Annotated in this window: 15 protein-coding genes and 1 tRNA gene; 7 read left to right on the forward strand and 9 right to left on the reverse strand. The window is 72.9% G+C overall.

Annotated features, from left to right (window positions below):
* Positions 1-40: 40 nt before the first annotated feature.
* Positions 41-523, reverse strand: coding sequence for a DUF6328 family protein (locus BM142_RS18770; RefSeq protein ID WP_092202086.1), 483 nt, complete (start codon positions 521-523; stop codon positions 41-43).
* Between the two features lie 100 nt (positions 524-623).
* Here BM142_RS18770 and BM142_RS18775 point away from each other — a divergent pair, with 100 nt between their 5' ends.
* The 3 genes from BM142_RS18775 to BM142_RS18785 all read left to right on the forward strand — a co-directional run bounded on the left by BM142_RS18775 (position 624) and on the right by BM142_RS18785 (position 3233).
* Positions 624-1316 (forward strand): methyltransferase domain-containing protein, encoded by a 693-nt coding sequence (locus BM142_RS18775; protein WP_092202088.1) that lies wholly within the window; start codon positions 624-626, stop codon positions 1314-1316.
* Between the two features lie 146 nt (positions 1317-1462).
* The gene (locus BM142_RS18780; RefSeq protein ID WP_092202090.1) at positions 1463-2491 is read left to right on the forward strand and encodes a type III polyketide synthase; all 1029 of its coding nucleotides are present in this window, start codon (positions 1463-1465) and stop codon (positions 2489-2491) included.
* A 70-nt stretch (positions 2492-2561) separates the two neighbouring features.
* Positions 2562-3233 carry a response regulator gene (locus BM142_RS18785; protein WP_092202092.1) on the forward strand — a complete coding sequence of 224 codons (672 nt, stop codon included), beginning with the start codon at positions 2562-2564 and terminating at the stop codon, positions 3231-3233.
* Between the two features lie 3 nt (positions 3234-3236).
* On the opposite strand, the gene BM142_RS18790 is transcribed toward BM142_RS18785, so the two are convergent.
* Both BM142_RS18790 and BM142_RS18795 read right to left on the reverse strand, forming a co-directional pair.
* Complete coding sequence (locus tag BM142_RS18790; RefSeq protein ID WP_254791069.1) at positions 3237-4919, reverse strand: sensor histidine kinase; 1683 nt, start codon at positions 4917-4919, stop codon at positions 3237-3239.
* A gap of 85 nt (positions 4920-5004) precedes the next feature.
* The gene (locus BM142_RS18795; protein ID WP_092202096.1) at positions 5005-5538 is read right to left on the reverse strand and encodes a universal stress protein; all 534 of its coding nucleotides are present in this window, start codon (positions 5536-5538) and stop codon (positions 5005-5007) included.
* Positions 5539-5793: 255 nt separating this feature from the next.
* Here BM142_RS18795 and BM142_RS18800 point away from each other — a divergent pair, with 255 nt between their 5' ends.
* Entirely contained in the window at positions 5794-7839 is a 2046-nt protein-coding gene (locus BM142_RS18800) for a putative bifunctional diguanylate cyclase/phosphodiesterase (RefSeq protein WP_092202098.1), read from the forward strand.
* 52 nt (positions 7840-7891) lie between these two features.
* Here the strand turns inward: BM142_RS18800 and BM142_RS18805 are convergent.
* The 3 genes from BM142_RS18805 to BM142_RS18815 all read right to left on the reverse strand — a co-directional run bounded on the left by BM142_RS18805 (position 7892) and on the right by BM142_RS18815 (position 9558).
* Positions 7892-7962, reverse strand: a tRNA-Gly gene (locus BM142_RS18805).
* 53 nt (positions 7963-8015) lie between these two features.
* Positions 8016-8978: a methyl-accepting chemotaxis protein gene (locus BM142_RS18810; protein ID WP_092202100.1), complete on the reverse strand. Its 963-nt coding sequence runs from the start codon at positions 8976-8978 to the stop codon at positions 8016-8018.
* Position 8979: 1 nt separating this feature from the next.
* Positions 8980-9558, reverse strand: a complete 579-nt coding sequence (locus tag BM142_RS18815; protein ID WP_217640792.1) for a PAS domain-containing protein — start codon at positions 9556-9558, stop codon at positions 8980-8982.
* A 238-nt stretch (positions 9559-9796) separates the two neighbouring features.
* On the opposite strand from BM142_RS18815, the gene dcd reads away from it, so the two are divergent.
* Positions 9797-10381 carry a dCTP deaminase gene (dcd, locus tag BM142_RS18820; RefSeq protein ID WP_092202102.1) on the forward strand — a complete coding sequence of 195 codons (585 nt, stop codon included), beginning with the start codon at positions 9797-9799 and terminating at the stop codon, positions 10379-10381.
* Here the strand turns inward: dcd and BM142_RS18825 are convergent, their stop codons facing one another.
* The 3 genes from BM142_RS18825 to BM142_RS18835 all read right to left on the reverse strand — a co-directional run bounded on the left by BM142_RS18825 (position 10382) and on the right by BM142_RS18835 (position 15483).
* Positions 10382-11716, reverse strand: a complete 1335-nt coding sequence (locus BM142_RS18825) for an MFS transporter (RefSeq protein ID WP_254791070.1) — start codon at positions 11714-11716, stop codon at positions 10382-10384.
* Between the two features lie 174 nt (positions 11717-11890).
* Positions 11891-14185, reverse strand: a complete 2295-nt coding sequence (locus BM142_RS18830; protein ID WP_092202106.1) for a (Fe-S)-binding protein — start codon at positions 14183-14185, stop codon at positions 11891-11893.
* A gap of 299 nt (positions 14186-14484) precedes the next feature.
* Positions 14485-15483 carry a type IV toxin-antitoxin system AbiEi family antitoxin domain-containing protein gene (locus tag BM142_RS18835; RefSeq protein ID WP_092202108.1) on the reverse strand — a complete coding sequence of 333 codons (999 nt, stop codon included), beginning with the start codon at positions 15481-15483 and terminating at the stop codon, positions 14485-14487.
* 303 nt (positions 15484-15786) lie between these two features.
* Between BM142_RS18835 and dnaK the strand changes: the two genes are divergently transcribed.
* Both dnaK and grpE read left to right on the forward strand, forming a co-directional pair.
* On the forward strand, positions 15787-17658 hold the full coding sequence (dnaK, locus tag BM142_RS18840; protein ID WP_092202110.1) for a molecular chaperone DnaK: 1872 nt from the start codon (positions 15787-15789) through the stop codon (positions 17656-17658).
* Positions 17655-18368, forward strand: coding sequence for a nucleotide exchange factor GrpE (gene grpE / locus BM142_RS18845; RefSeq protein ID WP_092202112.1), 714 nt, complete (start codon positions 17655-17657; stop codon positions 18366-18368). Before dnaK ends, grpE begins: the two co-directional genes overlap by 4 nt.
* Positions 18369-18383 lie beyond the last annotated feature (15 nt).

Raw genomic sequence — 18383 nt, forward strand, 5'->3', positions numbered from 1 at the left:
GACGGCGGGCCCCAAGCAGTACCAGACCGGACGGCGGGGCTCAGCGCCGGCGGAGGGGCTGCGCGTACCAGGTCACGGCGCCGAGCAGCGCGACGGCGCCACAGCCGGCGAACGCCGGCCACCGTCCGAGCGCCACGTCGAGGACCAGCAGCAGGGCGCTGACGATGCCGAGCAGCAGCAGGCCCAGCCCGCAGCGCAGCGAGCGGTCGGCGAAGGCCACCAGCTCCTCCCGGCGGCCGCGCCGGAACACCATGCGGTGGAACGACACGGGCGCGATCAGGACCACCGTCGCCGCCGCGATGCTCAGCAGCGTGATGGTGTACACGCTGGTCGCGAAGGTCCCCCGGGTGTCGAGGTCGGCGGTGAACGCGAGGGTGAGCAGGAACCCGAACAGGACCTGCACGCCGGTCAGCACCACGCGCAGTTCCTGCAGCACGTCGCCCAGGTTCCGGTCGAGGACCTCCTCGCGGGTCTCCCCACGCGTGCGCGCGGTCTGCTCCACCCCTGGCCGTTCGTCCGTCACGGGGCTGCGGTACCGCGGTCGGGGCCACCCGACACCCGGAGGCGACGAGGATCGCCTGGTGGAGTGGGGGTGCGACCCGCGCACGGGCTAGGTTGCGTCGATGCGCCGCAACGATCCCGCGCAGTACGACCAGCTGGCCGACGAGTGGTGGCGGCACGACGGGGAGTTCGCCGCGCTGCACTGGCTGGCCGCCTCGCGCGCCGAGCACGTCCCCCCGGCCCCGCACCCCGGTGCCGTCCTGGTCGACCTGGCCTGCGGCGGCGGTCTCATGGGACCGTACGTCGAGCGCCTCGGCTACCGGCACGTCGGGGTCGACATCGGGATCCGCGGCCTGGAACTGGCGCGGCGGCACGGCGTGCTCCCGGTCCGCGGATCGGTTCTGGCGGTCCCGCTCGCGGACGGCTGCGCGGACGTCGTCCTCGCCGGGGAGATCCTCGAGCACGTGGAGGACGACGTGGGCGTCCTCGCCGAGTGCGCGCGGCTGCTCCGGCCCGGCGGCGCCCTGGTGCTCGACGCGCTCGCCGCGGGCCGGCTGTCGACCCTGGTCAACGTGCACCTGCTCGAGCGGGTGCCCGGGGGCCCGCCCCGCGGGCTGCACGACCCCGCGCTGTTCGTCGACCGGGAGCGCCTGCTGGCGGCGGCGGACCGGCTGGGGCTCGACCTGCGGCTGGTGGGCCTGCGCCCGTCCATGCGGCAGGCGATCGCCTGGAAGCTGGGCCGGCGGACGACGGTCGCGATGAAGCCGATCCGCTCGACGGCCGTCGTCTTCGCCGGTTACGGGCGGAAACGCTGAGGCGGCGGGCGGGTTGTGTGCCACGTACCGTCGACGCATGACGCCGAGCCCGTGCGCCCCGGAGACCCCGTGAGCGAGCTTGCGAGCTCGCGCGAAGACGCAGCACCGCTGTGGTCACGGCCGACGAGCGCCAGCGAGGAGATGCCGTGACCAGCGCGGTCGTGACCGGCGTGGGGTCCGCCCTCCCGGCGACCTTCGAGCAGGACGACGTGTGGAGCGGGTACTTCGCCCGGCACTACGAGGGCGTGCGCGCCGCGCACCGGATCTTCCAGAGCGCGGGCGTGCGACGCCGGCACGCGGTGGCCAGCCCGATGGACGAGGACCTCAGCCAGTGGGGGACCGGCGCCCGCATGGAGCGCTACGTCCAGGAGGCGCTGCCGCTGGGCAAGCAGGCCGTCGCCGGGGCGCTGGACTCCGCCGGCCTCGCGCCGGGCGACGTCGGGCTGTTCGCCGTCGCCACCTGCACCGGGTACGCGACGCCGGGCCTGGACATCCGGCTGGCCAGCGACCTCGGCATGCCGGTCGGGCTGCAGCGGCTCCTGGTCGGGCACATGGGCTGCTATGCCGCGATCCCGGGCCTGGCCGCGGTCAGCGACTTCGTGACGGCCCGGTCCCGTCCGGCGGTGCTGCTGTGCTGCGAGCTGACCAGCCTGCACGTGCAGCCGGCGCAGCGGGACCTCGAGCAGGTGGTGGCGCACGCGCTGTTCTCCGACGCGGCGGCCGCCGTCGTGCTGGAGCCCGGTGCGTCGCGCGGACGCCGGGTCGCCGGGATGGTGGCGCGCACCGACGCATCGACCGCCGACCACATGACCTGGGACGTCACCGACCTCGGCTTCCGCATGGGCCTGTCGCCGCGGGTGCCCGACGTGCTGTCCCGGCACGTCGGCGGGGTGGTCGAGGAGCTGCTCGGCTCGGCCGGCCTGCGGATCGAGGACGTCGCCGGCTGGGCGGTGCACCCCGGCGGGCCGCGCATCCTCGACGTCGTCCGGGACGAGCTCGGCCTCGCCGAGGAGCAGATGGCCGCCTCGCGCCGAGTGCTGGCCGAGCACGGCAACTGCTCGTCGGCCACGGTGCTGCTGGTGCTGGAGGAGATGGCCGACGTCGACGGGCCGGTCGTGGTCATGGCCTTCGGTCCCGGCCTGACGCTGTACGCCGCGCTGCTCATGCCGGCGTGACGTCGCGACACCTCCCATGATCACCTAGGCTGTGTGATCCAGATCACGGCCATGGGGGAGGTGGTCACCGGTGCAGCCGTCGAACGGCCCGGTCCGGGTCTTCCTCGTCGACGACCACGAGGTCGTCCGCCGCGGGGTGGCGGAGGTGCTGGAGGACGATCCCGGCATCTCGGTGGTCGGTGACGCCGGTTCCGTGGCGGAGGCGCAGGCACGGGTCCCGGCCGTGCGCCCCGACCTGGTGGTCGTCGACATGCGCCTGCCGGACGGGGACGGCGCGGACCTGTGCCGTGGCCTGTGCGACCGGGTCCCCGGACTGCGCTGCCTCGTGCTGACCAGCTTCGCGGAGCAGGATGCGCTGGATGCCGCCGTCCGCGCCGGCGCCTCGGGTTTCCTGCTCAAGCAGATCCGGGGGCCGGCCCTCGTGTCCGCCGTCAAGACGATCGCCGCCGGCGGGACGCTGTTCGACGAGGTCGCGCCGCGGGGTCCACGGGTGAGCGCGCCGGCTCCGGCCGGGAGCGACCGGCTCGCCCTGCTGACCGACCAGGAGCGCACCGTGCTGGCGCTGATCGGTGAGGGGCTCACCAACCGCCAGATCGGCGCCCGCATGGGGCTGGCGGAGAAGACGGTGAAGAACTACACCAGCCACCTGCTGGCCAAGCTCGGGCTCGAGCGGCGCACCCAGGCGGCGATCCTCGCGACGGAGCTGCGCGACCGGAGCACGGGGGAGCGCTCCGGGGGGTGACGGTCAGGCGGGCATCGGCGCCGTCCAGCGGATCTCCGTGCCCGACGGGGAGGAGGTGCAGCGCAGGGCTCCGCCCCGCCGCTCGGCACGGTCGGCCAGGTTCGCCAGCCCGCTGCGCACGGTGACCGGGGGCAGTCCGGCCCCGTCGTCGGTGACCACCACCCGGGCGCTCTCCCGGACGTCGACGGCGACGGTGAGCCGCCGGGCCCGTGCGTGCCGCACCACGTTGGTCACCAGTTCGCGGACCACCGCCACCAGATCGGCGACCAGATCGGGCGGCAGCTCGTCGTGGTCGCAGCGGATGCGCAGGTCCGGGCGGACGTCGTGCCCGTCGGTGACCGACCGCACCACCTCGGCCAGCCGGCTCCGGAAGGCCGCCTCCGACGCGTCGCTCGCCTCGTGCAGCTCGAAGATCGAGGAACGGATCCGGGCGATCGTCCCGTGCAGGTCCTCGACGCGCTGGGACAGCGCCGCGGCGACGTCGGCGCGGTCGGACTCCACCGAGCGGCCGAGCCGGTCCAGGGAGAGGGCGGTGGCGAAGATCCGCTGGACGACGTGGTCGTGCAGGTCCCGGGCGATGCGCTCCCGATCGGCCTGGACCTGAAGGCGGCGGGCGCGCTGCTGGGAGTGCGCCAGCTCCAGCACGACCGACGCCTGGGCGGCGAACGTCTGCAGCAGGTCCCGCTCGTTCGGGCAGAAGGGCGGGCTGCCGGCCGACCGCAGGGACACGAGCAGGCCGCGGTTGCCCCCGGTGCCCAGTGACGCCACCAGGGCAGGGCCGTAGCCCTCGGTGAGCTCCTCGACGACCGCCGCGCGGGTGCCGTCCACCGGCGCGGCACCGATGTCGTCGATCACCCGGGCCGCGCCCGTCTCGTACGCCTCGCCGAGCTGGGTCCCGGCCAGGGGCACGCGGACGCCCTCGAGGTCGTCGGCGCCCTCGCCGACCGCGGTCAGGATGGTCAGCGTCGACCGGTCCGGGCTGGGAGCCAGGACGCCGGCGACGTCGGCGTTGGTGAGCGCCGACACCCGGGTCGACACCGCCCGGAGCACCGCCTCCGGGTCGGCGCCCGACAGCAGGGCGGTGGCCATCTCGGTGGCCGCCTGCGCCCATCGGCGGCGGATCTCGGCCTGCTGGGCCAGCCGCGCGTTCTCGATGGCCATCCCGGCGACTCCGGCCAGCGCCTGCACGACCTCGGCGTCGGCCGGCGTGAACGGCCCACCGGTGCGCTTCTCGGTCAGGTAGAGGTTGCCGAAGACCGCCTCCCCGACGCGGACCGGCACCCCGAGGAAGGAGCGCATCGGCGGGTGCCCGGGGGGGAAGCCCAGCGAGGCGGCGTGCTCGCCGAGGTCGTCGAGCCGGAGCGTCGTCGGCTCGGCGACCAGGAGGCCGAGGATGCCGTGGCCCTCGGGGGGCCGGCCGATGCGCTCGCGGTCGTCGTCGTCCATGCCCACGATCACGAATCGGTCGAGCCGGAGGCCGTCCGCGGTCAGTACCCCGAGCGCCCCGTAGCTGGCGTCGACGTGCCGCACCGCCGCCTGCACGATGTCGTGCAGGGTCGCCTCCAGGTGGCTGCCCGAGGCGGCGGCGCGCAGGGCGGCCGTGAGAGTCGGGACGCCCCGCGCGTCACCCTGCGAGGCGGCCGTGCTGCCGACCGGTGGGGGAGCCGGGTCGTCGGGCGGGGGCACGGCCCGACGGTAGGAGCCCCGGCCGGGCTCGGACAGCGGTTCGCGAGCGGCGGGTTCCCGTCGCGGCGCGGCGGGGGAGCGGCGCTCAGGCGCCACGCGCGAGCCGGTGGGTCTGGGGGCGGGGGACGGCCTGCCGGAGCAGCGTCTTGCCGTGGGCACCGACGACCACGAGGTCGGCACCGTGGGTGGCGGCGGTGAGCGCCTCGAAGACCGGCCGGTCGAGCACCGCCGTCCGGCTCCGTCCGTGCACCCCGGTCTCCGCGATCGCCCGGAGGACGTGGGCCTCCAGGCGGTCGTGCGCGGCGGCCCGGGTGCGCAGGTGCACCCGGCCGGTCCCGTCCAGCGGGCTGCCGCCGGGGTCGTCGAGCACGTGCACCGCCACGACGGTCGCCTCCCGCCGCGCCGCCTCGCGCAGTGCCCACACCAGGGCGCCGTGCCCCGTCGGCGAGCCGTCCACCTCCACGATCAGCCACGGGTTCTGCCGGCGGGGCAGCAGCGGGGGCAGCCGCAGCGGTTCGACGCCGGCCGCGGGCTCCTCGTCGGCCCGTCCCTGCGGGGCCGGCTCCTCCGGCGTCGCGGGCACCGGATCGGATTCCCGGGGGGAACGGATCTCGCTCATGGCCGGAATCGTGGTGGGCGGCCCGGGGGGCTCCCAGGGACCAAGGGCCCGGCCCGCACCCGGAGAGAGGCGAACCGGCACCGTTCTGTTGTCATCCCGACGTGTCCACACACTGCGTGACTAGATGACCACGCTTGCGCATCGAAAGTTTCGGCGCCAGACCCTCCGACATGCACCGAAACCCGCGGTCACCCCGTGGAGGGGGGTTGTCGGGGTCGGTTCAAGGAAGGGGGTGATCGACCCGATGGTTGCGCCATGAGCCCTCTCCGGCGGCTGCGGAGCGCCAGTCTCCTCACCCGCTTCGGCGTCGTGAGCCTGCTGCTCACGATCGCCCTCGGTGTCGTGCTCTCCGCCGTGCTGAGCTCCGCCATCGAGGACCGTGCCCGCCAGCAGGCGGAGGATGCCGCCCTCATGGCCGTGCGCCTGGGCTTGCAGCCCCAGCTCACCCCGGCCGACCTCGCAGGCGGTTTCGACGCCGCCCGCCTGGCGGACGTGGAGGACGTGGTCGACGACGCCGCCGAGGAACCCGGGACGGCGGGCCCCGCCCTCGCCGCGTTCGACCCGGTCGAGCTCAAGATCTTCAACCGCGACCGCACGATCGTCTACCACTCGGAGAACCCGGAACTGGTCGGCGAATCCTCCGGCTCCGGTGAGCTGGGCGCCGCGCTGGACGGCTACGTCGTCTCCGGCTTCGCCCACTCGGCCGACGACAGCGCCACGAGCGAGGACGGTGCCCACCAGCTGCTCGAGGTCTACGTCCCGCTGCAGTACGGCGGGACGGCGGGGCCGGACGGCGTCATCGAGGTCTACCTGCCCTACGCGCCGGTCGCGGCCGCGATCGCCGAGGACGTCCGCACCATGACGATCGCGCTGGTCGCCAGCCTGACCGTCTTCTACCTCGTCGTCTTCCGCCTGATCGCCTCGGCGTCGAGGAAGCTCCGTCGCCAGACCGAGGACCTGCAGACCTCGGCCGAGCGGGACCGCCACCAGGCCACGCACGACGCCCTGACCGGGCTGCCCAACTGGGCGCTGCTGCGCGACCGCCTCGACCAGGGCCTGGCCGCGGCCGGCCGGGCGGACGGCGAGGTCGCCCTGCTCCTGATCGACCTGGACCGCTTCAAGGAGATCAACGACACCCTCGGCCACTCGTGCGGGGACAAGCTGCTCCGCCAGGTGGGTCCGCGGCTGCGGTCGGTGCTGCGCGAGGGCGACACCGTCGCCCGGCTCGGCGGCGACGAGTTCGCCGTCCTGCTGCCCCTCGTGGACGGCGTCGCGGAGGCCGAGCAGGTGGCCGAGCGGCTGCGCGAGGCGTTGCACCGGCCTTTCGGGGTCGACGGCGTGTCCCTCGACGTGGAGGCCAGCGTGGGGATCGTCGTCTCCCCGTGGCACGGGACCGACACCGAGGTGCTGCTGCGCAACGCCGACATCGCCATGTACGTCGCCAAGGAGCTCAAGGCCGGCGCGGTGGTCTTCCAGCCCGAGGAGCACGTCACGGCCCCGGCGCGGCTCAGCGTGCTCGGTGACCTCCGCCGTGCCCTGGACGGCACCGGCGAGCTGTTCCTCCACTACCAGCCCAAGTACACCCTCGACGGCGAGCGCATCGAGGGCATGGAGGCGCTGCTGCGCTGGCAGCACCCCACCCAGGGCCTCATCCCCCCGGGCGACTTCATCCCGGCCGCCGAGGGCACCGGCATCATCCTGCGGCTGACCGAGCACGTGCTCGGGCTCGCGCTGCGCCAGATGCGGCTCTGGTCGGACGCCGGCCACGCGGTGCCGGTGGCGGTCAACCTGTCCACCCGCTGCCTGCTCGACGCCGGCCTGCCCGACCTCGTCGGGCGGCTGCTCGCCGAGCACGGGGTGCCCGCCCGGCTGCTGCGGCTCGAGGTGACCGAGAGCGCGGTCATGGGCGACACCGCGCGCTGCACGGACGTCCTGCAGCGTCTGCACGACCTGGGCGTGAAGATCTCGATCGACGACTTCGGCACCGGCTACTCCTCCATGGCCCACCTGCGCCGGCTGCCCGTCGACGAGCTGAAGATCGACCGCTCGTTCGTCCTCGGCATGACCACCGCCGCACACGACGCGGTCCTCGTGCGCACCGCCATCGACCTCGGCCACAACCTGGGCCTCACCGTCGTCGCCGAGGGCGTCGAGAGGGCCGAGCACGTGACGGCGTTGCGCGCCCTGGGCTGCGACATCGCGCAGGGCTACCACTACGCCCGGCCGATGGGGGGCGAGCAGATGACCGAGCTACTGGACCGCGTCGGCAGCATCCACGAGGGGTCCGCCCGGGCCGTCTGACCCGCGGGACGGCGAAGGCCCAGGTCGATCGACCTGGGCCTTCGCCATGCGGAGCGGGTGACGAGAATCGAACTCGCACTGTCAGCTTGGGAAGCTGATGTTCTACCATTGAACTACACCCGCGGACGCCCGCCAGACTACCTGGGACCGTCGGCGAGCGGGAGCGGACCCCCTGATCAGCGCCGCATCTCGGCCAGGAAGCCGGTCGCCTCCGACCGCAGCTTCTCGGCCATCTGCGACAGACCCGTGGTGTCGTCGGCACCTGGCGACAGCGACGACGACCCGTCCACCGCGGCGGTGATCCCGTCGACGAGGGCGTTCATCTCGCCCACCGTCGTCCCGACGGTCCCCATCCCCGAGGCGACCGCGTCGGCCGCCTGCCGGATCTGCTCCACCTGGGCGGTGACCCGCTCGGTGGCGCGGCCGGTCTGGTCGGCGAGGTCCTTCACCTCCGACGCGACGACGGCGAAGCCCTTGCCCGCCTCGCCGGCGCGGGCCGCCTCGATGGTGGCGTTGAGGGCCAGCAGCCGGGTCTGGGCGGCGACGGCGTCGATCATGGCGATGATCTCCCGGATCTCGGCCGACGACTGCGTCAGCGAGGCGATCGTCTGCTGCGCCGTCCCCACCTCGGTGCTGGCCGCCGCCGCTGCCGTGCCGAGGCCGGACGCCGACGCACTCATCTCCGTGGACGCCGTGGCCACCTGCTCCGACATCGCCAGGACGACCGACTCGAACTCGTCGGCCATGCGCAGCCGGGACGTCTGCGCCTCGATCACCCGGCCGGCCGTCTCCTGCATGGCGGCCCGCGCGCTGTTGATCGCCGTGGCGCTGGAGCGGTACGCCCCGAGCAGCCCGCGCTCCAGCAGCCGCCGGTGGAAGCGTCCCTCGGCCGCCGACGTCAGGGCCGCCGAGGACTCGCGCACGAAGGCGTCGGCGACGTCGAGCATGCGGTTCGCGGCGTCGTGCAGGGTGCGCAGCTCCGGCACCGCCTCGATCGCCGGGTCCAGATGGCTGCGGGCCTCGAGGTCGCCACGGGCGGCCGCGTCGCAGACGTCGGTGAGCGACCGGACGAAGGCGCGGTAGAGCTCGAGCTCCTCGGCGTCGGTGCGGCTCGAGGCGCGGGTTCCGCGGATGCCCATGTCAGCGCTCCTCGCTGGAGATGACCGACCAGACGAGCTCCTCGTAGGAACCGCCCCGCTGCTCGATCGTCTCGGCCAGCAGCCGGCTCGAGGCCGCCACGGCCGCCTTCGCCGTCGGATGCCGGCGTTCCTCGGCGAGCAGCTGGTCGTAGAGCGGGCGGATCCGGTCGACCGCGCGGGGGGAGGGCTTCCGGCGGTTGGAGTGGTAGCCGATCAGCCGGCCGTCCGGACCGTGCGACGGCGTGACGTGGGCCAGCACCCAGTAGTGGGCGCCGTCCGAGGCGAGGTTGTTGATGTAGGCGAACAGCTCCTGACCCTGGGCGAGCGTGTCCCAGAGCAGCTGGAAGACCGCCCGGGGCATCTCGGGGTGCCGGATGAGGTTGTGCGGCTGCCCCATGACGTCGCGGGCGGCGTACCCGCTGACCCGCAGGAAGACGTCGTTGGCGTAGGTGATCACCCCGCGCGGATCCGTCTTCGAGACGATCAGCTCGTCGGCCGCGAACGTCCGTTCGACGCCGGTCGGCCGGATCGTCCGATGGGCGCCGCGCGCGGGCGGCGGCGCCGGTCGGGTGTCGAGCACGTTCGTCCTCCTGGTGGTCGTCCTGTCGGAGTCATCGGCAGCCGACCGTCCGGGCGGGACGTGTCGCACGGCACTGCGCCCCGTCCGCGCGGGGAAGTCGGACGGGGCGCAGCAGCTCCGGGCCGGCCCCGACGGGCGGCCCTCTCCCGTGGTGTCGGCACCCGCGCGGAATGGGACGAGGGCCCGCGCGGCAGGTTCCCCCGGAGAGGTGAGCGGGGCGGTCCCTAGACTCCGCGCCATGCTGCTGAGCGACCGCGACATCACCGGCGCGATCGCCGAGGGACGCCTGGGCATCGAGCCCTACGACCCGGCGCTCGTGCAGCCCTCGAGCATCGACGTCCGGTTGGACCGGTTCTTCCGCGTGTTCAACAACGCGCGGTACACCCACATCGACCCGGCGCAGCAGCAGGACGACCTCACCACCCTGGTCGAGCCCGACGGCGAGGAGCCCTTCGTGCTTCACCCGGGTGAGTTCGTGCTGGGGTCGACCCTCGAGGTGGTCTCCGTCCCGGACGACCTGGCCGCGCGCCTGGAGGGCAAGTCGTCGCTCGGTCGCCTGGGGCTGCTCACCCACTCCACGGCCGGCTTCGTCGACCCGGGGTTCTCGGGGCACATCACGCTGGAGCTGTCGAACGTGGCGAACCTGCCGATCACCCTCTGGCCCGGCATGAAGATCGGCCAGTTGTGCCTCTTCCGGCTCACCAGCGCCTCGGAGCACCCCTACGGCTCGGCCGTGTACGGCTCCCGCTACCAGGACCAGCGGGGTCCGACCCCGTCGCGCTCGTACCGGAACTTCACCCGCGCGGAGACCCGGCGCCCCTAGTCAGTCGCGGGGGTCGTCCCTGATCTGCGCGCTGGCCGGCGCCTCGGCCCCGGCCGACTCCAGCACCTCGGTCCGCGTGCCGGTGGCCGACCAGCCGGGGACGGACCGGTCCACCTCGTCGTCGACGTAGCGCTGGCCGGTCGCCACCCAGCCGCTCACGGCCAGGCCGGCCACGCCGGCGAGCACCAGGACGAACATGCCGGTGTAGTCCCCGGTGATCCCGCGCAGGACGCCGACCAGCAGCGGGCCGACCCCGGCGATCACGTAGCCCCAGCCCTGCGCGACGGTCGACAGCGCGGCGGTCGTCTCCGGCGTGCGGGCACGCAGGCCGATCAGGGTGAGCACCATCGCGAAGGTGCCCATGCCCAGTGCCAGCAGGCCCATCCACAGCCAGGGCGCGGTCGTCGGCGCCTGCCACAGGCCCACCCAGCCGGCGACGTAGCAGGTCAGGAAGCCCAGCAGCAGCGGCCGCTGCCACCGCGGGCGCACGGTCAGCGACGGGACGAGGGCGCTCACCGGGAGACCGACCACCGAGTTGAGGCCCAGCAGCAGCCCCGCCGTGGCCGCGCTCAGCCCGGCTTCGCGCAGGTACTGCGCGGACCAACCGATGACGATGTAGGCCTGCAGCCCCTGGATGCCGAAGAACACCGTCAGTGCCAGCGCCATCCGGCTGTGCACCAGGTCCCGCATGCGCACCGCCGCGTGGGTCGCGCGGGACGCGCCGGGGGTGGCCCGGACGGTGAGCCACACGGCCGCGGCGGCCAGGGCCGGGACCGCCCAGACCCCGAGCGCCCAGCGCCAGCCCTCGCCGGCGGCCGCGTCGGCGATCGGCTGGGCCGCCATCGCGGCCGTGGCGCCGCCCAGGCCGAGGGCCGTGCTGTAGGCGCCCACCAGCAGCCCGGTCCGGCCGGGGAAGTACCGCTTCACCAGGCCGGGGAGCAGCACGTTGCCCAGCGCCCCGCCGATCATCGCGACCGCCGTGCCGGCCAGGAAGAGCGGGAAGCCGCCGGCGAGGCTGCGCAGGACCAGCCCGGCCGCCATCGCCAGGAGGGCACCGGCCAGGACGTGGGAATCCCGGAACCGGGCCGACAGCGGGGGCCCGGCGAAGCCGATCACGGCGAAGCACAGCACCGGCATGGACGTGATCAGCCCGGCGAGGCCGCTGGAGATGCCCAGCCCCCGTTCCAGCTCCCCGAGCACCGGGCCGACGCTGGTGACCGCCGTCCGCAGGTTGAGGCCGGTGAGGACGATCGCGAGCCCGATCAGCGCGAGGCCGCGGCGGTGGTCGGTGCCGGGGCGGACGCCGCCGGCGGCGGGCGGGGCGGTGCGGGTCACGTCGCACGATGGTCCTCCGTGCGCGGCTGTGACCTGCGTCCGGGTCGTGAGCCGGCGTAACGATCCCCCGCCCGGGGAACGACGACGGCGCGCGCCCCCGAGGGGGACGCGCGCCGTCATGGCCCTGTCCAGAGGCTCGTCCCGAGCCTGCGAGGGGTGAGGGGGGCGGGGTCCTTACTCGTGCTCCGTCGCCGCCGAGCCCTCGCCGACCGGGTCGGGGCCGGCCTTCGTGCCGACGTCGGGACCGGACGCCTCACCCTGGGCGCCGACGCCCACCGGGGTCATCGACCGCAGCAGGATCTGGCTGACGTCGAGGACCTCCACGTGCTCCCCGGCCTCACCGTTCTGCTTCTTCGACGTCAGCGCGTCGCTGAGCATCGTGATGCAGAACGGGCAGGCGGTGGAGATGACGTCGGGGTCGAGCTCGAGGGCCTCCTCGGTGCGCTCCATGTTGATCCGCTTGCCGATCTTCTCCTCCATCCACATGCGCGCGCCGCCGGCGCCGCAGCAGAAGCCGCGGTCCTTGCAGCGGTGCATCTCCTGGGTGGACAGGCCCTGGACGGAGTCGAGGATCTCCCGCGGCGGCGTGTAGACCTTGTTGTGCCGGCCCAGGAAGCACGGGTCGTGGTAGGTCACCTTGCGGTCGACCGGCGTGACCGGGGTCAGCCGGCCCTCCTCGACCAGCTGGCCGAGCAGCTGGGTGTGGTGCACCACCTCGTACTCGCCGCCGAGCTGCGGGTACTCCCGGCCGAGGGAGTTGAAGCAGTGCGGGCAGGTGGCCACGATCTTGCGCATCCCCGGCACGCGGCCCTCGAAGACGCCGTCGAGCACCTCGATGTTCTGCTGCGCCTGCATCTGGAAGACGAACTCGTTGCCCAGGCGCCGGGCCGGGTCGCCCGAGCAGCTCTCGCCGTCACCGAGGACGGCGAACTCGACGCCGGCGATGTTCAGCAGCTCGGCGACGGCCTTGGTGACCTTCTTGGCGCGGTCGTCGACGGCGCCGGCGCAGCCGACCCAGAACAGGTACTCGATGTCGTAGTCGAGCGGCCCGTCGGCGACCTTGACCTCGAAGTCCAGTTCCTTCATCCAGTCGTTGCGGGCGCTGGCCTGCATGCCCCACGGGTTGCCGCGGTTCTCGATGTTCTTCAACATCACGCCGGCCTCGGACGGGAAGTTGGACTCGATCAGCACCTGGTAGCGGCGCATGTCCATGATGTGGTCGACGTGCTCGATGTCGACCGGGCACTGCTCGACGCAGGCGCCGCAGCTGGTGCAGCTCCACAGCACGTCGGGGTCGATGACCCCGGCCTCCTCGAGGGTGCCGACCAGCGGGCGGTGCGCCTGGGCGTCGTTGGTGCCCTCCACCCGGGCGTAGCCCGACGCCCAGACCTGCTCGTCGCTGGGCTTGAGGACGTCGTAGTCCGGCGCCGTCTCCGACGCGGTCTTCTCGCCCAGCAGGTAGGGGGCCTTCGCGTAGAGGTGGTCGCGAAGATCCATGATCACCATCTTCGGGCTGAGCGGCTTGCCCGTGTTCCACGCCGGGCACTGGCTCTGGCACCGCCCGCACTCGGTGCAGGTGGTGAAGTCCAGCATCCCCTTCCAGGTGAAGTCCTCGATCTTCCCGCGGCCGAAGACGTCGTCCTCGCCCGGATCCTCGAAGTCGATGGGCTTGCCGCCGCTCGTCATCGGCTGCAGCGGGCCGAGCGCGACGCTGCCGTCGTCCTCGCGCTTGAAGTAGATGTTGAAGAAGGCGCTGAACCGGTGCCAGGCGACACCCATGTTCAGGATCCGGCTGATCACGACCAGCCAGGTCAGGCTCACCACGATCTTGACGAACGCGACGACCGTCAGCAGGTCGGGGCTGTCCGGGAGGATCGTGGCCAGGGCGCCGGAGATCGGGTGCGACCAGGCCGGGGCGTCGGTGAGGTCGCTGGAGACCTTGAGCGCGCGGATCAGCAGGATGGCGACGCCGACGGTGAGGACGACGGCCTCGACGAAGTAGCCGCGACCCTCGTTGGTGCCGGCGAAGCGGCTCCTCCGGCCCTGGCGGCGCGGGTGGTCCTTCTGGCGCCGGTAGATCAGGTACAGGATGCCGACGATCGTGCCGGTGCCGATGATGTCGGCGAACAGGTTCCACAGGGACCACTCGCCGATCAGCGGCAGGTGGAAGGCCGGGTTCCAGACCTCGCCGAACGCCTCGACCAGGGTGAGGAACAGGCCGTAGAAGCCGACGAAGACGAACCAGTGGGCGGCGCCGATGGCCGACCACTTGAGCATCCGGGTGTGCCCCAGCGACTCGATGGCGAGGGTCTTCAGCCGGCTCTTCACCGGGCCGAACCGGGTGCCGTCGGGCTGACCGGTGCGGATGATCCGCACCATCGCCCGGACGGCCCGGTAGGCCATCACGGACGAGACGATCAGGAACAGGACGCTGATCGTGCCCAGGACGATCTGCAGTGGGCCCGTCATGTGTTTTCCTCCCCCGCGCGCCGTGGTGGCGCCGGCTGACTCCCGTCCACCACGCGGCGGCGGCGAAGCTGTGGTCGGTGCACGCGGACGCGACTGCCCGCAGCCGCACGATAGCGGGCGCGGAACGAGGCTACTCGTCGGTAACCAAGCGCAGGGCGGAACCGTGATCAACCGCGGCCACCGCCGGTGGTCCCGACCGGGACGAGCCACCGGTACCGCGCTGCGGGGGCCGCTACCTCGTCAGGAGTCGGTACCCGCGACAACACGGCGGTCGCCGACCGGATCGCCCCCTCGGGACATCAGCCGGTCCGGTGTACTCCGCGTTCCCGCGGCGTCGCCGTGAACCGCCGGTTCGTGGGCCCGGCCCTGCCGAGCAGGCGGCGGAGGTGCGCCTCGGTCGCCGGCCATCGCGAGCCGACGTCGGCGTCGACGATCCGGGCGACGCCGATGTCGAGCGCACGGACGTCGTCCTCGCGTCGCTTCTCTTCCCACAGCACCTGTTCGGGTGACCGGCCACGCCACGGGTCGGTGTACTTGATCCGACCGTCGAACTCGATCGCGACCGCGGCGGCCTCGTACCAGGCGTCGGCGACCGCGACCAGTCGCCCGTCGACCCGGATCTCCACCTGGAGGTCGTCCGGCGCGAGCCCGGCACCGATCAGGCGCAGCCGGCCGCGTGTCTCCAGCGGCGACTCCGCGCGCCCGTCGGCGAGCGTCAGAGCGCGTTCCGCCCGACGTCCCCCGGGCCAGAGCCGGGCTCGCGCCACGGCGGAGGTGAGACTGTCACGCGTGGTCCTGCCCTTCAGGAGGGCGGCGTCGATCGCCACGACGGCGTCCTCCAACGGCCACTCGCGCGCGCCGTCGACCAGCGTGCGAGCCGGAGTGGTCAGACGGAACGAGCCCAGCGTGCTGATCTCGTCGGCTTCCAGAGGTGATCGCGTCACCCGGAACCCGCGGCCGGCGCGGTTGTGATGGGGATCGGTGAGGCGGATGTCGCCACCTGAGCGCCGGTCCACGTGAAGGCCGGAGAGACGGGCGGCCGAGGTGTGGCTGAGGGCCGTGGAGCGCCGGTCGGTGGACAGCAGGACCGCCAGGCAGTCGAGCTGGTAGCGGCGCCCGGCAGCCTCCACGTCCGCGAGGGTGTCGGCGGGGACGTAGATGCCGCGGCGAAGCCGCTTCCACTGTCCGGAGGAGCACAGCCTGCGGACCTCCTCGACCTGGTACCCGGCGCGGTAGGCGTCGGTGGCCGTGACGAGGCCGCACTGCCGGTCGGCGGCGGCGCGCAGGAGCGGATGCATCGGGGAAGTCTGGTCGTGACGGTCGAGGCTCTCGACCGCCTTGTGGACAACCTCCCCGGTACCGCGGTGCAGGTACGTCGACCGCGGCAGAGCGGTGTAGTGGCCCAGGCGGCGCGGTACCCGACGGGCTGAACGTGGGTGCTCCTCGAGAGCGGCGGCATTTTCGTCCCGCCCCCGGAACAGGAGCCGACTGGCTGCCGTTAGGGTGGGCAGGAAAGTTGAGCGGACCCCGCGCAAGATGCGGTCGCCGGCTTCCACCGGACCAGGCACCACCCGCACACGAACGGAAGAGAGGCCATCCCCATGGCACGAGCGGTCGGTATCGACCTCGGCACCACCAACTCCGTCGTCACCGTCCTGGAGGGCGGCGAGCCGACGGTTATCGCGAACTCCGAGGGCTCGCGCACCACCCCGTCGGTCGTCGCGTTCGCCAAGAACGGCGAGGTCCTCGTCGGCCAGTCGGCGAAGAACCAGGCGGTCACCAACGTCGACCGCACCATCCGCTCCGTCAAGCGGCACATGGGCACGAACTGGGCCACCGACGAGATCGACGGCAAGAAGTACACGCCGCAGGAGATCTCCGCCCGCATCCTGCAGAAGCTCAAGCGGGACGCCGAGACCTACCTGGGCGAGCCGGTCACCGACGCCGTCATCACCGTCCCCGCCTACTTCGAGGACGCGCAGCGCCAGGCCACCAAGGAGGCCGGTGAGATCGCCGGCCTCAACGTCCTGCGCATCGTCAACGAGCCGACCGCGGCCGCGCTGGCCTACGGCCTGGACAAGGGCGAGACCGAGCAGACGATCCTCGTCTTCGACCTCGGTGGCGGCACCTTCGACGTCTCCCTGCTCGAGATCGGGGACGGCGTCATCGAGGTGAAGGCCACCGCCGGTGACAACCACCTCGGTGGTGACGACTGGGACCAGAAGGTCATGGACCACCTGGTCAAGACCTTCAACGCCTCCAACGGCATCGACCTGTCCAAGGACAAGCTGGCCATGCAGCGCCTCCGCGAGGCCGCCGAGAAGGCCAAGATCGAGCTGTCGGGCGCGCAGTCGACCAACATCAACCTGCCCTACATCACCGCCGGCGCCGAGGGTCCGCTGCACCTCGACGTCACGATCACCCGCGCCGAGTTCCAGCGGATGACCCAGGACCTGCTCGACCGCGCCAAGGCGCCGTTCAACCAGGCCATCCGGGACGCCGGCATCTCGGTGGACCAGATCGACCACGTCGTCCTGGTGGGTGGCTCGACCCGCATGCCGGCCGTGACCGACCTGGTCCGCGAGCTCACCGGCGGCAAGGAGCCCAACAAGGGCGTGAACCCGGACGAGGTCGTCGCCATCGGCGCCGCGCTGCAGGCGGGTGTGCTCCGTGGCGAGGTCAAGGACGTGCTGCTGCTCGACGTCACCCCGCTGTCCCTGGGCATCGAGACCAAGGGCGGGATCATGACCAAGCTCATCGAGCGCAACACCACGATCCCGACCAAGCGCTCGGAGATCTTCACGACGGCCGACGACAACCAGCCGTCCGTGCAGATCCAGGTGTTCCAGGGCGAGCGCGAGATGGCCGCTTACAACAAGAAGCTCGGCATGTTCGAGCTGACCGGTCTGCCCCCGGCGCCGCGCGGCGTCCCGCAGATCGAGGTGGCCTTCGACATCGACGCCAACGGCATCGTGCACGTCCACGCCAAGGACCTCGGCACGGGCAAGGAGCAGTCGATGACGATCACCGGCGGCTCGGCGCTCCCGAAGGACGACATCGAGCGGATGATGAAGGACGCCGAGGCGCACGCCGAGGAGGACAAGAAGCGCCGCGACGAGGCCGAGACCCGCAACCTGGCCGAGTCGCTGCAGTACCAGACCGAGAAGTTCCTGGCCGAGAACGGTGACAAGATCCCGGCCGAGAAGAAGGACGAGCTCGGCGAGGCGCTGACCGAGCTCCGCTCGGCCCTGGGCGGCTCGGACATCGAGGCGATCAAGACGGCGCAGGAGAAGGTGGCCCGGGTGTCCCAGGAGGTCGGCGGCGCGCTCTACGCGCAGAACGCCGAGGCCGCCGGGGCCGAGGGTGCGCCCGGCGCCGAGCAGGGGGCCGGGGCCGCCGGCGGCGCCACGTCCGCCGACGACGACGTCGTCGACGCCGAGATCGTCGACGAGGACACCGACAAGCGGCCGTGAGCGAGCGGAACGAGGAAGCGCCGCGGGTCGTCATCCGCGACAAGCGGCGCATCGATCCGACCACCGGGGAGGTGCGGGTGCCGGCCGGCGACCAGCCGGCCGGCACCGGCCCCGCTCCCACCGCCGCCCGAGAGGAACAGATGAGCGAGCACGAGACGCCGGTCGCCGAGGAGTCGGCCCCGGCTCCGCAGGCCGCCCCGGCCACACCGCCCCCCGCGGCCACTGCGGGCGACCTGGAGAAGCAGCTGGCCGAGCGGACCGAGGACCTGCAGCGGGTCACGGCCGAGTACGCCAACTACCGGCGACGGGTCGACCGCGACCGGTCACTGGTGGTGGACCAGGCCGCCGAGCGGTTCGCGGTCCAGCTGTTCCCGATCGTCGACGACATCGAGCGGGCGCGGGACCACGACGAGCTCACCGGTGGCTTCAAGCTGGTGGCCGATCGGATCCTGGGCCTGCTCGAGGGCCTGGGGGTGGAGGCGTTCGGCACGGCCGGCGACCCGTTCGACCCGGCGCTGCACGAGGCGGTCCTGCACGACACGTCGCCCGAGGTCGGCGTCCCGACGGCGACCACGGTCCTGCGGCAGGGTTTCCGTCGCGGCGACCGCGTCCTCCGGACGGCGATGGTCGGGGTCTCCGAGCCCGAGCACCCGGCGCCGGCCGCGGAACCGGCGGCGGAGCCCGCGCCGGACGAGCCGGCCCAGAACTGACCCGACGGAGACCGA

This window comes from Blastococcus tunisiensis (assembly GCF_900112815.1).
In the GTDB taxonomy this organism is placed as follows: domain Bacteria; phylum Actinomycetota; class Actinomycetes; order Mycobacteriales; family Geodermatophilaceae; genus Blastococcus_B; species Blastococcus_B tunisiensis.